Annotated in this window: 18 protein-coding genes; 7 read left to right on the top strand and 11 right to left on the bottom strand. The window is 43.6% G+C overall.

Going from position 1 to position 17,787, the window contains the following annotated elements; all coding sequences use genetic code 11:
• Positions 1 to 51: 51 nt before the first annotated feature.
• Both coaA and GO495_RS11875 read left to right on the top strand, forming a co-directional pair.
• The gene (gene coaA, locus GO495_RS11880) at positions 52 to 999 is read left to right on the top strand and encodes a type I pantothenate kinase (protein WP_157299889.1); all 948 of its coding nucleotides are present in this window, start codon (positions 52 to 54) and stop codon (positions 997 to 999) included.
• Positions 999 to 1,565, top strand: coding sequence for a Crp/Fnr family transcriptional regulator (locus GO495_RS11875; RefSeq protein ID WP_157299888.1), 567 nt, complete (start codon positions 999 to 1,001; stop codon positions 1,563 to 1,565). The genes coaA and GO495_RS11875 overlap by 1 nt, the downstream gene beginning before the upstream one ends.
• Positions 1,566 to 1,569: 4 nt before the next feature.
• Here GO495_RS11875 and GO495_RS11870 read toward each other — a convergent pair whose 3' ends face one another.
• Positions 1,570 to 2,016 (bottom strand): DoxX family protein, encoded by a 447-nt coding sequence (locus tag GO495_RS11870; protein ID WP_157299887.1) that lies wholly within the window; start codon positions 2,014 to 2,016, stop codon positions 1,570 to 1,572.
• Positions 2,017 to 2,164: 148 nt separating this feature from the next.
• Here GO495_RS11870 and GO495_RS11865 point away from each other — a divergent pair, with 148 nt between their 5' ends.
• Positions 2,165 to 2,695: a YceI family protein gene (locus GO495_RS11865; RefSeq protein ID WP_157299886.1), complete on the top strand. Its 531-nt coding sequence runs from the start codon at positions 2,165 to 2,167 to the stop codon at positions 2,693 to 2,695.
• Between the two features lie 83 nt (positions 2,696 to 2,778).
• On the opposite strand, the gene tssD (GO495_RS11860) is transcribed toward GO495_RS11865, so the two are convergent.
• From tssD (GO495_RS11860) to GO495_RS11840, 5 genes are all read right to left on the bottom strand, one after another.
• Complete coding sequence (tssD, locus tag GO495_RS11860; RefSeq protein ID WP_089783195.1) at positions 2,779 to 3,168, bottom strand: type VI secretion system tube protein TssD; 390 nt, start codon at positions 3,166 to 3,168, stop codon at positions 2,779 to 2,781.
• Between the two features lie 228 nt (positions 3,169 to 3,396).
• The gene (gene tssO, locus GO495_RS11855) at positions 3,397 to 3,909 is read right to left on the bottom strand and encodes a type VI secretion system TssO (RefSeq protein ID WP_157299885.1); all 513 of its coding nucleotides are present in this window, start codon (positions 3,907 to 3,909) and stop codon (positions 3,397 to 3,399) included.
• 33 nt (positions 3,910 to 3,942) lie between these two features.
• Positions 3,943 to 5,118, bottom strand: a complete 1,176-nt coding sequence (locus GO495_RS11850) for a hypothetical protein (protein WP_157299884.1) — start codon at positions 5,116 to 5,118, stop codon at positions 3,943 to 3,945.
• Positions 5,119 to 5,128: 10 nt separating this feature from the next.
• Positions 5,129 to 5,983 (bottom strand): TssN family type VI secretion system protein, encoded by an 855-nt coding sequence (locus GO495_RS11845; protein WP_157299883.1) that lies wholly within the window; start codon positions 5,981 to 5,983, stop codon positions 5,129 to 5,131.
• A gap of 66 nt (positions 5,984 to 6,049) precedes the next feature.
• Positions 6,050 to 7,006 (bottom strand): type VI secretion system baseplate subunit TssG, encoded by a 957-nt coding sequence (locus tag GO495_RS11840; RefSeq protein ID WP_157299882.1) that lies wholly within the window; start codon positions 7,004 to 7,006, stop codon positions 6,050 to 6,052.
• A gap of 148 nt (positions 7,007 to 7,154) precedes the next feature.
• On the opposite strand from GO495_RS11840, the gene GO495_RS11835 reads away from it, so the two are divergent.
• From GO495_RS11835 to GO495_RS11825, 3 genes are read left to right on the top strand one after another with little or no spacing between them, the layout of a single operon-like run.
• Entirely contained in the window at positions 7,155 to 8,222 is a 1,068-nt protein-coding gene (locus GO495_RS11835) for a PKD domain-containing protein (RefSeq protein WP_157299881.1), read from the top strand.
• 5 nt (positions 8,223 to 8,227) lie between these two features.
• Complete coding sequence (locus GO495_RS11830; RefSeq protein WP_157299880.1) at positions 8,228 to 8,656, top strand: GPW/gp25 family protein; 429 nt, start codon at positions 8,228 to 8,230, stop codon at positions 8,654 to 8,656.
• 10 nt (positions 8,657 to 8,666) lie between these two features.
• Positions 8,667 to 10,499, top strand: a complete 1,833-nt coding sequence (locus GO495_RS11825) for a type VI secretion system baseplate subunit TssF (RefSeq protein WP_157299879.1) — start codon at positions 8,667 to 8,669, stop codon at positions 10,497 to 10,499.
• Between the two features lies 1 nt (position 10,500).
• Here the strand turns inward: GO495_RS11825 and GO495_RS11820 are convergent, their stop codons facing one another.
• The 5 genes from GO495_RS11820 to GO495_RS11800 all read right to left on the bottom strand — a co-directional run bounded on the left by GO495_RS11820 (position 10,501) and on the right by GO495_RS11800 (position 16,969).
• Positions 10,501 to 11,529: a transglycosylase SLT domain-containing protein gene (locus tag GO495_RS11820; protein WP_157299878.1), complete on the bottom strand. Its 1,029-nt coding sequence runs from the start codon at positions 11,527 to 11,529 to the stop codon at positions 10,501 to 10,503.
• A 3-nt stretch (positions 11,530 to 11,532) separates the two neighbouring features.
• On the bottom strand, positions 11,533 to 12,393 hold the full coding sequence (locus GO495_RS11815) for a hypothetical protein (RefSeq protein ID WP_157299877.1): 861 nt from the start codon (positions 12,391 to 12,393) through the stop codon (positions 11,533 to 11,535).
• A gap of 244 nt (positions 12,394 to 12,637) precedes the next feature.
• Positions 12,638 to 14,014 carry a DUF5458 family protein gene (locus tag GO495_RS11810; RefSeq protein WP_157299876.1) on the bottom strand — a complete coding sequence of 459 codons (1,377 nt, stop codon included), beginning with the start codon at positions 14,012 to 14,014 and terminating at the stop codon, positions 12,638 to 12,640.
• Positions 14,015 to 14,032: 18 nt separating this feature from the next.
• A complete protein-coding gene (locus GO495_RS11805; RefSeq protein WP_157299875.1) occupies positions 14,033 to 14,482 on the bottom strand; it encodes a hypothetical protein in 450 nt (149 codons plus the stop codon).
• A gap of 39 nt (positions 14,483 to 14,521) precedes the next feature.
• Positions 14,522 to 16,969, bottom strand: a complete 2,448-nt coding sequence (locus GO495_RS11800; protein ID WP_157299874.1) for an AAA family ATPase — start codon at positions 16,967 to 16,969, stop codon at positions 14,522 to 14,524.
• 425 nt (positions 16,970 to 17,394) lie between these two features.
• On the opposite strand from GO495_RS11800, the gene tssD (GO495_RS11795) reads away from it, so the two are divergent.
• Positions 17,395 to 17,787, top strand: a complete 393-nt coding sequence (tssD, locus tag GO495_RS11795) for a type VI secretion system tube protein TssD (protein WP_089783182.1) — start codon at positions 17,395 to 17,397, stop codon at positions 17,785 to 17,787.

Genomic DNA, 17,787 nt, shown 5'->3' with positions numbered 1-17,787 from the left:
GGGTTTATATAGCTTGCACCTGTATTTATCGCAAACGGCAACAAAATCGGCATGACCAGGAATAATTACGCTCCCTATATTACTATTACACGGGAAGAATGGGCTAAGAGAAGCGATGATCCAATGTTACATCTGTTAAAGGATATAGATGCGTTACATGGATTAAATGAGCCGCTGACGACAGAAGAAATTACACAGATCTACGTTCCGCTGTCGCGGTTGTTAAACCTCTATGTAACAGCGGCACAGGGTTTACATACCGCTACCAACAGTTTTCTGGGTAGCCAGATACATAAAGTACCTTATATCATTGGTATTGCCGGCAGTGTGGCCGTAGGCAAAAGTACCACTGCCCGTGTATTGCAACGGTTGCTGTCCGCCTGGCCCAATCATCCACGGATAGCCCTGGTGACTACAGACGGGTTCCTTTATCCGAACCGGGTGCTGGAACAGAAAGGCATCATGAACCGCAAAGGTTTTCCTGAGAGTTACGATATCCGCCGCTTAATCCAGTTCCTGGCCAGTGTGAAATCGGGCAAAGGGAAGGTAACAGCACCTGTTTACAGTCATCTTGAGTATGATATACTTCCCAATGAATTACAGACGATAGAATCGCCTGATATCGTGATTGTAGAGGGTGTGAACGTATTGCAGGTGAGACCCCGTCACCCACAGGCACAAAGAGAGCCTGCTATCTTCGTATCCGATTTCTTCGACTTCTCCATTTATGTAGATGCAGAAGAAAAGGATTTGCAGGAGTGGTATGTAGAACGTTTTAAATCTTTACGCCGCACCGCCTTCCAGAGTCCTGATTCATATTTCCACCGTTATGCACATCTTTCTGATGAAGAATCCGAGTTTTTTGCAAGAGGCATCTGGAATGAGATCAATAAGCCTAATCTTGAATTAAATATTATGCCTACACGCTTCAGGGCAAGCCTGATCCTTGAAAAAGGAAGTCATCACTTTGTTCAGTCACTCAAACTGAGAAAAACCTGATGCCCGATATCACTGTTGTGAAAAACGCTTTACTGCAACTGAATCCGGATGCTGGCGACAGCTGGCATTTATTTGAACCTTTACTGCAGGAAGTACATTTCAATACCGGTGAATACCTTGCACGTGCCGGGAGAATATCAACAGCTATTTATTTTATTTCCGACGGGATCGTAAGAGTATGTACAGAAGATGTATCCCTTGATTTTGCCTTTCCCGGAATGTTTTCCACGGCTTATGCATCTTTCATTACACAAACTCCTTCTGCGGTCAATATAGAGGCTATAACGCCTGTAAACGGCTTTGTTTTTTATTACGATGCCTTGCAGGCATTATATCATCAAAGCCATGTGGCAGAACGCACCGGCAGGTTATTGGCGGAGTATCAGTATTTAAGAAAATACCAGCGCGAATTATCCTTTCTTCAGTATTCTGCACAGGAAAGGTATTTACAGTTGCTGGAAGAACATCCCCGGATAATACAACAGATCCCTGTGAAATATGTGGCTTCTTTTCTGGGTATTAAACCGGAGAGCCTGAGCAGGATAAGAAAAAATCTGAAGAAATAACTATTTAAGAGATACTGTACCAGATCCATACAATATACACTGGCTGAAATGCGAGTCTGCTCCATGTATACCATGGTTTTGCGGGTAATCCCCCCGGTGCAGGTAACTGCTTTACCGCTACATAAATATTTGCGGGGAACATGAGTATCAGCAGGATCGTTAATCCCCAGGCGGCATACCACTGCATGGCAGGAAATAATAAACCGGCACCAAGAATGATCTCCCCTATCCCGCTAAGGATAACGAGTTGTAATGCATAGGGTAACCAGGCCTCAATCATATATGTGAGTTTCCGGGGGCTTAGTATATGCATACATCCTATCATAATAAACATACAGGCTGCCGCAATACCCGCATCATGCGGAAAATGTAACAGGTAAGGCAGGTGAAAAAGGAAGCCTGTTAGGAGCAGTAACAGACTTATTGATAATAACCCGGATAAGAATGCCATTGTATTTTTGTTTACGTAAAGGTCCGGATTATACGTATTACCCCGACTAACATATGTTAGTTTCCGTATTAACATTTATTTATAGGTATCATTTTTGCAGTCAAGACGTATAACAGATACATTTGTTTTGAATCTAAAAAGAGTACTCATGAAAAAAGCCCTTTATCCGATAGCGGCGTTATTGATTGTCATTGCATCAGCATTTACTGTTCTTCCTCCACAGGATTATAAAATAGCTGATGGCTATTCTGTTAAATTTTCTGCATCCGGAGCATCCGGAATATTCAGAACATTAAAAGGAGATATTTCCTTTGATGAAAAAAATCTTGCTGCCTCAAAGTTTAATGTTACCATTGATGTTACTTCTATCAATACAGGAAATGGTTTGAAGAATACACATGCAAAAGGTGGTAACTGGTTTGATGCAAAGAAATATCCTGAGATTAAATTTGTATCCAAAGAGATTCTAAAATCCGGTAGTGGTTATACAGCGAAAGGAGAACTGGAAATGCATGGTGTGAAAAAAGAATTCAGTATCCCATTTACATTTGTGAAGAACGGGAACGGTGGTACGTTTAGTAGTAAGTTTGATGTAAACCGCACTGACTTTGGCATTGGCAGCCCGGGAGGAAAAGTGGATGATGTGATAAAACTGGAAGTATCTGTACCAGTACAATAACTCAATATTAATTCAGAAAATATAAAAACCCGGACAAAGCGTCCGGGTTTTTCAGGCATAATTTTGATTAACAAATCATACCATTACTTAACCCATTCATTAACATGGGTTGCATTGCCCATACTTAACTCGCGGGCAGAAATGGTGAAAGCAACAGTCATCGGATTCTGGTTATCAGCGTCAAAAGACTCTTCAAACTTTACCAGATAACCTTCTTTAAAAGAAAGTTTTTTCGATACTGCATCTGTGTCCCTTTTGTAGAAAGTAACGGTGCCATCTTTGCGTTCAAAGCTGTTCACCATCCACTCAAAAAGATCAGTTTCACCAGTTGATTCGACAACTAAACGGATGCGGCCTCCACGGGTTATGGCAGATGGACGGCCTGTAGCATCAACTTCCTGGGTGAGGTCGTAGCTGCAATGTTTAACGTTTAATTTTTTGCCAGCTACTTCAAACACTGATTTGAAAGACATGGGTTAAATGTTTAAGGTTTACAATAAAAAATAATAGTTAACGAGTATTTATTTATCTATTTATTTATATGCTTCAAAAATAAAATAAATATCCTGTATAGACAAGGTTAACAACTGTGCAGAAGCATACTTTAACACATGCACATTAATATAATTCGTTTATTTCATAATATGAATAAGAGCCAGCAGCCGGGGTTGCAGCCATTGGCTCTCTTAAGTAATTCATCTTTAGCGAGATCGCATGAGTTGTCTGTTATAGTCAAGTTCGTTTCTCGCATTCTCTAATTCTTTATTAATATCGTTGATTTTTTCCTTCAGCTCTGCAATAGTTTGCTGTGCATTCTGCAAACCACGCAACTGCTGTTTGCTTTGTTGCAACAACAGACAATTCTGAATGATGTTTGCATATAGTCCATAATGGCTTACCACATCTTTAGGGATAGAATTACGCATGTTTACAAGGTCCTGTGCGATCACCTGATCTATGTAATTCGCATTCTGATTAGGCAAATTTATAGAATCCAGATTGTTCCTTACCTTCTCCAGCTTTTGCAGAAAATCAGCCTGAAAAGCCTGTTCCTGACGGAATGTGCTTAACTGTTTGCGTAGTTCTGCATTCTCCCTGGCAGGCACCTGGAAATTAAAAAAGATAGCCAGTATGAAGAGGCCAACCGTGATAATAAAAAACAATAAGAACCATAAGAATGCAGAGGTCCGTTCACGTTTATTAAGTACGCGCATGTATTTATCGTGTTGTTAAATTAATATATTGAGTTAATCTGTGAAGAACCAGCGTTTGGTTTTATGCTTGCGTATATATTCAGCATCTTCTGCAGATTCTTCTTTTACAAATATTCCGCTATCCATCTTACGACCGATGTAATCCAGTCTGCTCAGGCTTTCAAACAGCTTATTCATTGCACGTACAAACGGTATCATAGGTTGCAGGCATTCTCTCACATCAATATGTTTATAGCGGATATTGGCGCAGTTTACCATCAGTGTTTCCAGTTCTCCCTGTCTCAGTTCACACCATTCTGATAAATAATTCAGCAGTTCTTCTTTACCGGCACTGGCTCTCTGATCGATAGCATTCTTCATGGTGCGTGCCAGTCCGGCCACTACTTCCAGCATAGCAGCGGGCGACTGATAAAGCCCCAGCCAGCGGAACTGTGAAATGCGTGTACTGAGGTACTGCGTAATTCTTTCTGTAATGTATAACACCACCTGTGCAAGGTCGTTGTTCTGATTACGTGCATATATTTTCTGCACGATATTCACGCCATACAATTCCAGTTGTCCCAGGAACTGGTCCAGTTCCTGGTGCAGGTCTGTTAATGCAGGATGTGAAGAGACCATGGAGCAGGGCGGGATATAATCATCATCCAGCTGCGGACGGCCGTCTGTAATGGAGATGCGTCCCAGCACCATCTGGTAACTGCCCAGTTGTCCGTTTGGCAACTGCGATACAGGTGCTACGTATAAATTATATTCCGGCGTGGCATATGGCAATCTTGGCGGATCTTCGGTTAATAAAGGTTCTCCGCTGGGTTGCCTGTCAAAGGGGTTTACCTGTATCAGGATATAATATACATTTTCTGTATGCTGAGGGTCCCAGTTGTATACTGCTTCGGGGAAAGTGGTCGCATATTTCAATGAATGAACGGTATGCTCGGGTATTTCTATACGAGCGCCACCGGGCGTTACCGCTCGGCATTCCGTTAATTTGATACGCCATTGCTGCTGATTATCTGCGATGAACCAGCAACGCAAAGATTCTTTGCTTTCTGCCTTTGCCGGTAACAGTCCATAGTTCTGTGCATGCAACCCGCCGGAAATAGCATCTCTTATCTGATCCAGCATTGCATTTTCTGTATCGATAAAATGTTGCTTTTTAATTTTCATGCCATCTACCCAGTTAACGGGAAAATGTTTAAGCGGCTCTGCCATTTTTAAATATTTAATTGATTACTACTCTGCTGCATATGATGACGCTGTTCTCCCTCATGCCATTCATGAATACCGGCTTTTCAGGGTCCAGCGTACTGGCTATGCCCAGCCATCTCGATTTGAGGTGGAATACCCAGCCATAGGGCTGTCCGCTGGCATCCATGATATCGATAGGCGTATTCGGGTATTTGTCGTTGTAGTCTGCTACGAAATGATAGAACAGATCGCCCAGGTCCATCTTGATAGGGGTACGTGCCCTGAAATAAGTACGGTCTTCATCAGCGCTTTTCTTTTCAAGTTCAAAACCTACTACAATGATATCTCTCATATCATCTTCATTCACTTCCGGCTGGTCCTGGTAAGCAGGATATTGCCACCATTTGTGGAGCTTCACCGGTATGGCCATCATCTTCTCGAAAGTTTTGTATACAAATGTGGGCAATGCAAAAACAAGCAGGCAGGTGAGCATGGGGTAATAGAGAAAATCTCCCTGCGTGAAGAGGTATTGCACCAGCAGGAAGCCGATCCCACCAAATAACCAGATAGCGATGATAAAGGCCAGTTCAGAACCAAGGGTGTTTTCATTTGCCCAGAAACGGGTGTACATGATGTGACAATGCACTACTCCCAGGCCCAGGAACCATATCTGGTAAAACAAGTATTGGTTCATCAGGTTCTGGTGCGTAAAAAGAAAAGGAATAGAACTGATCACTGCATATGCAAGGGTCATACCTGCGAGATACCACAATGCCTTTTTCTTATATAACGCAAAGTTCTTAATATAACGTCCCAGCAGTCCCACTATCAATGCGCCGATAGCGATCACTAGCGCCAGTACAAAGTAGATTTTACCTCTGATCATCATAGTTATTCAAAGTAGGGTTAAGTATGGTTAAGTATAATCAAATGCAAAAATAGTTCCATTTAATACCTATAGATAAAAATTGTAGCCCATTATCCCTTCTTTAAGCTGGTTATCAGCCACAACAATTTTTTTCTCATCAGGATGGGGTTCCAGCACTGTTTCCACTTCCACATCTGCGGGCAACAAAAAGCCCTGGCATACTTCCAGTAATTTACCATAGGGTTTCCAGGGCAGGAAATCGTATATACGCCGCTGTTGCAGGGGACCTACTGTTACTTTTACCCGGGGCATATCAGTGTAGAAAAGGTTGCCGGTCATGGTATCTATTCCAAGACGGCATTCCCCCAGTCCGGCCTGTATACCGGCCGGAACAGCGCTGGCCCCGTTTTCTGCGGTGATACGAACGGGTTCATCCAGAATAGCCTGTAAGTATAATTGCACAAGAGGCAGATTGCCTGCTATACGATGAATATACGGTAACAACTTTACGAGCCGGTTCACACCTGTTGAGGGCAAGCCGGTGGGTATGCCCCAAAAGGACAGGAATAACTGGTCTGCATCTTTTCCGAAAGCATCGAACAGCAAATGTTTTTCACGTTGTTCGAGGAATACGCGTTGTAAAAAAAACTCATGTTCTATGGGGCGGAAAAATTTGCGTGCTTCCTGTTGTTCCTTCTGCTGTTTTTTGTAATTGGCTACCATGTCGCTGACAGCACGCTGTTGTTTCTGCGGTGTAAACTCATGGAAAAGTCCTTCAGGAAGGCGGTCATAGATCCCATCACGGGATAATGTCAATGTAATAAAGGGATGATAGGGTTGTGAATCATCCAATTGTGCATCTAAAATATCTTTATTGAAAGCACGTGTAAAAACGTTCTGCATTTGTACCGCCACTTCGTCTTCCTGCACATGATTATCGAGCAGTTCACCTACAACTACTTCTGCGCGTACATCGTAATGCAGGCGCCTGATATGGTCTATCACTTCTTCGAGCACATTGGCTTTTTGGGCATTATTTAACATCAACTGGTTAATTTAGGTTTTCCTCTCTTTGGGTTCCGGGTCACATCAGCTTTTCAAATGTTAAAATTTCAATAGCGAATGTAGGTTGTTTAGCAATTTATCTAAAAAAATATTTAAAATTGCATAAATACGAAAAACCCATAGACCCATGACCCCACGCAAGTCAACAAACGAGCGAAAAGTAAGTACGTACACGCCATTTCGTAAGATCACAAGCCATATCGACCCAATGGTACTGTATACGTTCCTTTCTTTACTGGCTATCAGTATCGTCATACTGGCCTTTCAGGTTTCAGGCAGGGAAGATTGCAGCAAGGCCAGCATATTACTGTCCAGCCAGCAGGATGCAAAAAAACACAATTCTTTTACCACCGGTGAGGTGATTACTTTCAAAGCAGACAATACCGGTAAAACCCGTACAGACATTTCCTGGGATTTCGGTGATTCTACCGGCCAGGCACAGGGTTTGATGGTATACCACGCTTTTAATAAAGCAGGGAGTTATACGGTAACAGTGCAGGGGGGAAAGTGCAACTGGCACCAGGAAGTGGTAGTAGTGAATGCTATTCAGGACAACGCGCCGCCTCCGTCATCCGACCTGTTCCCTGTAATAGAAGGCCCTTCTGAGGCACTTGCAGGCCGCGCGGTGACCTTTACCAACAATTCTTCCAATGCTACCAAATGGCAATGGCGCTTGTTGCAGAATGGTGCAGAAACGCATAACGGAAAATCAGTTGTGTATACATTCGCTTCGCCGGGTGAACGCATTTTAACCCTGATCGTGAACGGCGATACCAGCAAGATGGTAACAAAACATATACAGGTGTTTGTCTCACAGCCAGCACACCGTAATGAGCGTTTTGAGCCCATGCCTTTCCCTGAAGAGCCGAAACCGGCAGATAATGCGGCCGCGGCTCAACCGGTGCCGGAAAAGCCTAAAACACCGTCTATTTCGGATGATGAGTTTAAGTTTATGCTGACCCAGGTAATAGATAAGCAGAAGAGTGCGGGCGACTTCTCTCCTTTCCTCTGTAATAACCTTAACGCAAATGTATTACTGAATGATAAGGATACCGACTCGTTCTCTCATTTCTGCTCCCGCATCCGTGGTAAGAAACGCTTTAAGATAGAACTGGTGAACCTGATCAAAGATCAGAATGGTTGTGTGAAAGAGATCCGTATCAGATATGATAAGAAATTCCTGGGTATATTCTAACGATCATGAAAGCATATTATAAACTGCCATTGGACTTTTCCCGCATACTGCAAAAGAAAGACCTTCCTGATTGTAACCTGGAGGAGTCTGTGGCACAGCATATACAATTGCTCATTACTACCGTACTGGGTGAGAATAAAGATGATCCGCAATATGGCTGCCAGCTATGGGATTCTGATTTTGATATCCGTGCTTCCAATAATGAAGTGAAAGAGTCCGTAGAGCTGGCTATCAAAGCCTCTATTATGCGGTATGAGAAAAGAATATCCCAGATCAGGGTGGTGGCCATGGTAAGCCAGGAAGAATTCCCTTCGGCTACTGCCCGTAAAGTGAAAAAGAAAATAAAAGTAACCGTAACGGGTGTACTGGCACGCAATAAGACCCCTTTTCACTATAATAGTTTCTTTTATGTAAGCCCTTTGTCTTACGATTAAACTCATTGTCATGGCGAAAGAACAAAAAGAAAGAATAAAAGACCGGATGCTGAAAACTGCTGCCAGACTATGGGGATACCCGGATGCTGAAGTAGAGACCTCTTTTGACCCCATCGTTCAACTGTTGTTAGAGGCTTGTGCGAGTGAACTGGAAAAGATTTCCGGGGAAGTGGACGTATCGCATGCCCGACTGGTGGAAAGGCTTGCGCAGATCATGATGCCGGAACCGATTACCAGCAGTCAGCCTGCTTATGGCATTCTGCATGCCAGCAGTAATGAAACAACGACCACACTTACGCCTGATCACCAGTTTTTTTATACCCTGCGGAACGGGTTTAATAGTCAGGATTTGTTTTTCATGCCGGTAGCGCAACATAAGTTGTTCCGCGGGCAGGTGAAATATATGGCAATAGGGAATAAACTCTATGAGAGCAAAGACCAGTGGTTTAAGGAACAGGTGTTGCAGGGTACATTGCAAACAGATACCCCGCCGAACCATCTGTGGCTGGGATTGAATATGGAAGGCGCCCCTTCTTCCCTGGATGGGCTGTCTTTGTTTTTTGACCTGAGGAATGTGCATCAGCAGGAGATGTTTTATTATTATCTGCCTTTGTCGCGCCTTTTTATAGGTAATACCGAACTGACTTTCAAAAGCGGTTATAGTCATAGCCGTGCTTCTGCGGAAGAAGACCTGGATGCGATCATGCAGCCTGCTTTTGATACAAACAGTAAGTATAGTCAGCAGGTATTGCAGCGTTTCCGCCGGCACTTTCTAACGGTGACCAGCAGTATGCCATTACCACCTCAGCAACCGGCACCGGCTACCTTGCAGCAGATATTCGGGAATAACTTTGCCGCTTATAATAATGAGATCTGCTGGGTAAGAGTGGAGTTTCCGGAGACTATCCGTCATTCACTTTTAGAAGACTTATTTTGTTCGATCAACTGCTTTCCGGTGATTAACAAAAAAGTGAATGAGCAGTCGCAGCGATTAAATAAGTACCTCAACATTATGCCACTGCATACTGCGGACATTTATTTCGATGTAAAGCGGGTGTATGACACCAGCGGATTCGACTATCATGTAAGAAACTTTACTACGGCCGGAGAAATGCAGGAAGGAGAACTGGTGATCCGCAGCAGTGGTATAGGCCGGTTTGATTCCAGGGAAGCCAAAGAGATCATTGCTTACCTGATAGAGGTCATCAGAGATGAGAGCGCAATGTTTGAAGAAGTGCGGAATGATTATGTAGCCGGCAGAATGCGGGAATTACACCAGTTGATTGCATCTCTGGAAGAACAGTTACAACCGGGTACCAACCGGGGAAACATTCCTTACCTGATGATCAAACCACGGGAGAATGCAGACTATCTGTTCTTAGAGTTTTATACGACCAATGGCAGTATTGCGAATAACATCCGCATGGGCAGTCATTTGCAGGAATATGGAAGCATACAGGTAAGGCCAGGCACTATCACCCTGTTGTCTAACACACAAGGTGGGAAAGACAGGCTGAATATAGATGAGAAGATCAATCTGTACCGGTATCATTTATTAAGTCGTAACCGGGTGGTGACACCGGAAGATATCAAAGCATTGTGCAGGTATGTCTTAGGTAAAGAAGTACGCGAAGTAGCTATTTCAAAAGGTGTGACAGTGAAGCAGGGTTCTACGGAAGGTTATAGCAGAACAATGGATATTAAGATCCTGCTGTCAAAGCCTGCTGAACATTATGCTGCGGGAAATCTTGCGTATCTGAAAGACGAGCTGTTAACACAGTTGCAGGAACATTCTGCAAATAATTATCCTTACAGGATATTTATGAATGAAGTGCTGATGTAGATTATATTTGCTTTAAACGGACATCGCCGCCTGATTTGAGAATGTCAGGCGGTACTCCTTTGTTCCCCACTTTATCACAAAGGACAATGGTATTCCCAAAACCCAGGTCTACATAAATACGGTTGCTGACCAGCCACCCTCTCCCTGATAACTTTGTATTCTTCCTGATGTACACTCCGTTTGATTGTAAATCGTCCAATAGTAAAATACTGACCAGTTGTCCATCCTGGAAACCCATATTACTTTGCAGACGTGCAGCATATGCAACGTAACCGGTTTTGCTGCTGCTTTGTTTGCCCATGTTGATACGGATGCTTTTGAAATCACTATTCGAAGCTGCCGGAGCTGAAGAGAATACAGATCCATTGACTGTACTCTTATCAAATACATTATATCCGAAACCAGGCATATATAGTTCAGGGCTTTCGAAGAGTTGTTTGATGGCAATGATCTTGTAAAGGTATTGCGCTGTTTCACTATTCAGCATCAGTTGATAATAATCCTTACTTCCCTGTCTTTTTACATTACGGGAAATATTCCCTGCACCTGCATTGTACGCAGCGGCCGCCAGCGTCCAGGAATGTAACTGCTCATGTAACTGTTGTAAATAACGGCAGGCAGCATGGGTAGATTTGAGTAAGTGATTGCGTTCATCATTATTATAACTTACCTCTAACCCTAATGCAGCAGCTGTAGCCGGCATGAACTGCCATACCCCCTGGGCGCCCACAGGAGAAGTAGCATTTGTAAAGCCACTTTCTACCACGGGCAGGTATTTAAAATCTTCAGGTATATTGTATTGTTGTAAAATGGGAATAATGAGGGGGAAGTATATATCCGTTTTTGCTTTCAGGAAAGGCAGGAAGTTGCGGTGACGTAAGTTGCCTTTTATTACATCCATCAAACGGTAAGAGACAAACTCTTTTTCCAGAGGAACAGATTCTCCGCAGAAATTTACCTGCCGGGCACTGACTGTCACTACTGCAAAGCAGCAGATCACAAACAATATATGACGGATGGAATAACGCATATTTTATTTACTGATCATATACTTAGGGAAAGCGCCTACCGGTGTGTATAGTACTACCTGATCTTTATTCAGTCCATTATAAATCACCATGATCACTTCATCATTCCTTTTAAAAGATGTGGCGCCTGTTACATACACCAGTTGTTGTTCTCCCCTGCCGGCCAATGTAGTATTAACTTTTCTATAAAGTATGGGCATGGGATCAAGTACAGCAGAATCTTTTACTGTTTTATGCATCAGCGTTGTTTTGCCAATAATGTAAGGATCGTTTGTACGGTTTTTAATATGGAAACAGAAGTATACCAGACTATCCAGCGTCATTACCTGCGAGAAACTGAGGGTGATGCCATCGGCCGTTGTTTCGTACTGGTGGCTGACTCTCTTCTGCCGCATAAAATCACTGGCGATACGACTTACAGTTACAGTATCGATATTGGACGTAACTGCAGGTTCTTCTTCCTCTTCCGGTGTTGCAGGTTGCGGCTGTTGTTCCGTACCTTTTGCCGCACCACCTTTTGCAGGAGACAGCGTATACTTTAAGCGGGAAAGGTCTGCCTTATCCCTGAATGCGAGGATCATGTAGTGGATGTTCTCTCCTTCACGAATGACCAGGTTCGTTGTTCGCGGGTTGGCAACGATGGGTCTTATGAAAACGATCGTTCCATCTACAATCCGGTAATCATAATCTGAATTTTTACCATCTCCAATTTGAAATGTACTAATCGCAGCTCCACAGGTAATAAGGGTGACAGCGCCTTTAGTTGTAATAATGCTATCTGTCTGTTTTTGTCCAAGCACGCTATTCCAAAACAATAAACAGCAGAAGACTGTTAACGCATGCTTCATCTGATAATTCTTTTCCATTCTATTTAACTACAAGATGATTTGCAATCAAAGCTCCGTCAGGAGCTTCGTATTTGTAGCAAATAAATTCTGATATTTAATTTAGACTCCATAGGAGCCCCTTTTAATACTTTAACAGGGAACTCCTACGGAGTCTGTTTTACTTAGTGTGCCATATTTCTACAAACACGGGGCTCCTGACGGAGCCTGATGAATAGACATTTTTCACAAGCCCTAACCTTCTGATGGTGCCTGCTACCTGAAATCATGATTTATCCTGTTCATATTCAGTATCCCACTCATTGTTCATATCTTCTCCTTTATGTCCTTCCATTTTGATCAGGAAGTTCTTTGCAGGGAAATATGGTTTGAGGTGAATATCCAGGTGGATCAAGTCTTTTTGAATAGTATCCTGTTCAAAGCGGCGGATATTGAAATCCTCGATCAGTTTTTCCGGACCGGTAATACTGTCCAGGAAGCGGATGATCTGCTTCATCAGGTCTTTACGGGTATTGGCATTGAAGTTTTCGAAAGCACGGCGGTTGAGGAAGTCCATCAGTACTTTTGTAACGTAATCAAATACACGTACTACGGAGTAGGTCTGTAAACCAAGGTTGTCTCCATTGAATAATGTTTTCGCACTGAAGGCCATTACCTTGCCATATTCTTTTACCATAGGGATCAATCCCATTTTTTCCAGGCTGGCAATTTCACTTTTCTTCAGTTCGAATTTCACACCATCTACCTCATTGATACCACCGAATTTCTTACCGGCAGTTACCTGAGACATCAGTGTTTTATAGATCTTACCTGCCAGTGCACCTGAAGGTGGAATGTAGAGATTATCCTCTTCATGGATTTCATCAAACTTGCCACGCCCCACCAGCCAGTTACAGGACATGATCACATTGGAACGATGCACTTCACCACCGGTAAGGTTGGCGAGCTCAAACATTTCCATCACATCGTCCGGTGCATCCAGGTGAGAGAAATCCGTTACCAGCATTGTCTTATTTTCATAAGCGATCTTGGCCCATTTTTCCAGTACCTTATTGGAACCCAGGTAACCGGGTATTACCAGCAGGCTGTAGTTACCACGCAGGTCCAGGCGATCGAAGTTCGCTACCAGTTCCTGTTGCACGGCATCAATGAAACGTGTATTGTCCAGGTCTTTTAACTGGTCGGGGTCTGCGTTGATGAAGGCAATGTTCTTTACTTTATCAGACTCTGTGTTTTTGAAGAACAGGGCCACGTTGCGATAGGATTGTTCCAGGTCGCGGGTGCTTTCCACTGCCTCAGACAGGTTGTTGGTGAGGACCCTGTCTGCCTGTTCGGAATGTTCTGTACAGTAGCTGACCATATCGGGCAGGTCCTGAGCTTCTGTCAGCACTTTCTCCCACAGTTCCAGGGTTTTCCTCAGCTTTTCCCTTTCACTCTTTTTGGAGCTTTCCGTTAAAAATATATTACGACGCGCTTTACGTTCCGGGTTGATATTCTGTATGCCTTCGATGGTACCTTCCAGCAGATCGAACCCGCCGTATTTGGCCAATGTATCCAAACTTTGATCAAGGGATGCAGATTGCTGACCGGGAGTGACCTGGAGCTGTTCCTGTGACTCCGGTTGTTTTTGTAATTCTGCCATATGATAATGAATTATGGGTTATTTGTTGTTGTTCAGATCAGCCAGCAATGACTTTACAGAAGTTAGTAATGCCTGTCTTGCTGCAGGATCTGCCAGTGCGCTTTTCAACACCTTATTTGTTTTAAGGTGTTTCATGATTTTGAGATATTGTTCCTTTTCTGTTGCCAGGTTATTCAGGAAATTGCTTTGGGCAGTGATACCTTTTACACCGAAGTCACCAAGGTTATGGAACTCCAGATTTTCGGGCACTGTACGGCCTTCTGCATCATGAAAAAGCATGTTAACGGAAGGTTTGTAGTTTTCAAACACATCCTCTACAGTTGTTAATCCCTGTACGATTTCCGGTTTAACAGGTGTCTGCCTGGTTAACTTTTCAGCAAACAATGTCCGGTTATGAGAGATTTCAATAATGGCCTCATTAGCGTCGAGTCTTACTTCGTTACCGCCAATTCCGTAATTATCATTCATATTAAGTGGTTTTTACAACAATAAATGCGCTATGGTTTCTTACAATTCTGATGCTACTATGTCCCATTGCAGCTCCCCGTTCCTATCTATATCCAGTTTAACTGTCGTATGGGGTTGCAGGCTACCTTCAATGATCATCCTTGACAATGGTTTTCGCAGGCGGCTGCGTATTACTTCTTTTAAAGGTCTTGCCCCGTATAACGGGGAATAACCTTCTGCGGCCAGTTGCTGTCTTGCTGCCAGCGAAACCTCCAAAGAGATCTGCTGCTGTTTTAGCAATTGCAGTAAGTGTTGCAGATGAATGTCGAATATCTTCACCACATTTTCCTGCTGAATCGGGCCAAACGGAACAATCTCTGTTAAACGGCCCAGGAATTCGGGTCTGAAGTGACGCGTCATTAGTTCCATTAACTGTTGCGAAGGTGGGATAACACCCTGGCGGAATGACTGTGCGATCACATCGCTACCAATATTGGAAGTGAACAGAATAAGGGCATTGGAAAAATCACCTGTTTTACCAAGACGGTCGTGTAATTTACCTTCATCCATTATCTGCAGAAAAATATCGAATACAGAAGGGTGTGCTTTTTCAATCTCATCGAACAATACAACGGCATAGGGTTGTTGCCGGATCTTGTTTACCAGTAAACCTCCCTCCTCATAACCTACATAACCCGGGGGCGCACCATACAGAAGAGCGGCAGAATGCTCTTCCTTAAACTCGGACATATCAAACCGGATCATGGACCTTTCATCCTGAAACAAGAAGTCTGCCAAAGATTTGGCCAGTTCGGTCTTACCGGTACCCGTAGGCCCCAGGAAAAAGAACGAGCCTATTGGCTGTCCCGGCCGGCTCAATCCGGAGCGGGATTCCAGGATAGCCTCGGCCACTGTTTTAAGTGCATGGTCCTGCCCTACTACGCGTTTTTGCAGCTCTTTGTCCATGTTCACCAGCCGCTCCCTTTCCCCGGATTGGATCTTACCCAGTGGAATACCGGTGCTTTCTGCAATCGTGGTGGCCAGGTCTGTCGTTGTAACGGCGGTGGCCTTATTTTGCACCATAGGTTCCAACTGTTCAATCAGATTGGACAGAATGGCCTTTAAAGTGCCCTTATCTTCGATTTTAGAGATCTCCTGGTCTATCTGTAGCCTTGTGATCAGTAAAGCGCTTAAACGCTGCCTTAACTGCTGATACCACCAGAGTAATTCCGGGTGGCTATCCCCGGCAACTTCCAGTTTGACTTTCAGGTCGGCAAGTATTTGTTCACCGGTATCCTGTGTAGTGCGCACAGCTGCCAGGGTACGGTCCATTAAATTAATGGCACTGTCCGGCAGACTGCGTTCTTTGAGATAACGACGGGCGAGACGGATGGCATCTGAGATCACTTCAGGATCAGCAGTTAGTCCGTAGTAGCTTTCGTAATCAGGGACTACTGCCTGTATCATACGGGCTGCGAGCGCTTCATCAGGTTCTGATAAAGTGATTGTTTCAAAGCAGTGCCGCAACAGGCTGTCCGGTTCTATCAGTTTGCGGAAACCTTCCGGGGTGCTGGTACCTACAACAGTGATATCGCCTTTGCCAAGCGCAGCTTTTAATACGTTGGCGATACCGCCGGCAGTATTGGGCTGCTTATCCAGTAAGGTATGCAGATTGTCTATAAATAGTATATGCCTGCCCGCAGTTTGTAATTGCTGAATGATTTGTTGCAGGCGGTCTTCCAGTTCGTTTTTATAAGCGGCCCCGGCGATGAACGAACCATAGTCCAGCACGTATACATCGGTATTATGTAATTGTGATGGCGCCTGTTTATTGATGATGGCACGCGCCAGTGCAATAGCCATGGATGTTTTGCCAATGCCCCCCTCTCCTGTCAGCAGGATGCTGGAACGTCCTTTACGGGTCAGGATTTCAATCATGGTACGCACTTCTGCATCCCGGCCTGCGAGTGCATGTTCTGATTGCAGACGTTGCGGATCAGTAAGGCGGTATATATACCTGAGTGCGGTCGTTTTACCGGTACCGTTAGACTTCACTGCCGGTTGTATCGCAGTCTTACTGAAATGAGTAAGCAACTGTTCACGTTGCAACGGGAAAGTCTTCAACTGCTCATATGAAAATCCTACTCCGGGTGTACTTAATGCTACCAGTACGCACCATGCATCCGCTGCATCAAGATCATACTCCAGTCTTACTGCATCCGCTTCCTGTAATACGTTCGCAGCGTGTTCATCCGGTTCAGGCTCCTCTGATGGTCTTGTTGCTTTAGGTAAACTATCCAGTCGTACTTCTGCCCATTCTTCCAGGTAATAGATATCAATATCCATGGCCTGTAAAGAAGCAGATAAATTTATTTCTCTATGTAAACATGCGAGTAACAGGTGTGCAGGAGTATAATGCACATGATGATGTTCTTTTGCGAGAGCTTGTGCAATGCGGATAGTCGCCTGCACTTCCGGAGCATATATATTATAAGTAGCCAGGGTCATTAGTTAACTTATAGGTTTTTCCGTTTATTATTTAAAAAGGGTTACGATTATATGGGCATTATTAACAGGGATAAAGATACAGCTAAAATGTATATGAATTATTTATTACGCTGTTGAAATGCGCTATAGGGGCTTATATGACTACTGCAAATATAGCAGTGTTCGTGCAATCACTTTTATACACTGCTGTGTCAATTACAGTTAAGCAATTCTCAATCAATCATCTTCATCCGGATCAACAATTTAAAACAAATATCAATTAATGATAATTTTAAATAAAAGTAACATATTATACCGTTATAAATTACTCCCTGTTATCAGTTAATTTTTTCCAAATGATGCTGATTATCTGGCAGAATAATTTATTTTCGTATTGACCATTTATCTTTATTTGTAATTATAGTTAATCCAAAAACCTCACAGGTATGTCATTCAAAGCAGTAATGCGATTAGACGGAGAAGAAATCAATGTACTGGATTGCCAATTTTCTTTTTCGCAGCATACAGATCATAACGGAAAACCGGCTGCCCGACCCACAGGAGGCTCACTTACAGTATTACTTGAATCAGATGGTAATACGTCATTGTTCGACTGGATGATATCCAATACACAGACTAAAAGCGGCAGCATTGTTTTCTTTCGCCGTGATGCGATGTCTAAAATGAAAGAACTGAAATTTACGGATGCCTATTGCGTGGAATACTTTGAGCATTTTCATGCAAGTGGTGAAATTCCTATGCAGATAAAACTGGTACTCTCAGCAAGAGAAGTACAACTGGGCAGCTCCACGTTTCAGAACCCCTGGCCTCAGGCTTAA

Origin of the sequence: Chitinophaga oryziterrae (genome assembly GCF_009758125.1) — a bacterium.
Classification (GTDB): domain Bacteria; phylum Bacteroidota; class Bacteroidia; order Chitinophagales; family Chitinophagaceae; genus Chitinophaga; species Chitinophaga oryziterrae.
Note: the sequence above shows the minus strand (reverse complement) of the source record. Positions and strands in the feature narration are given on the sequence as shown.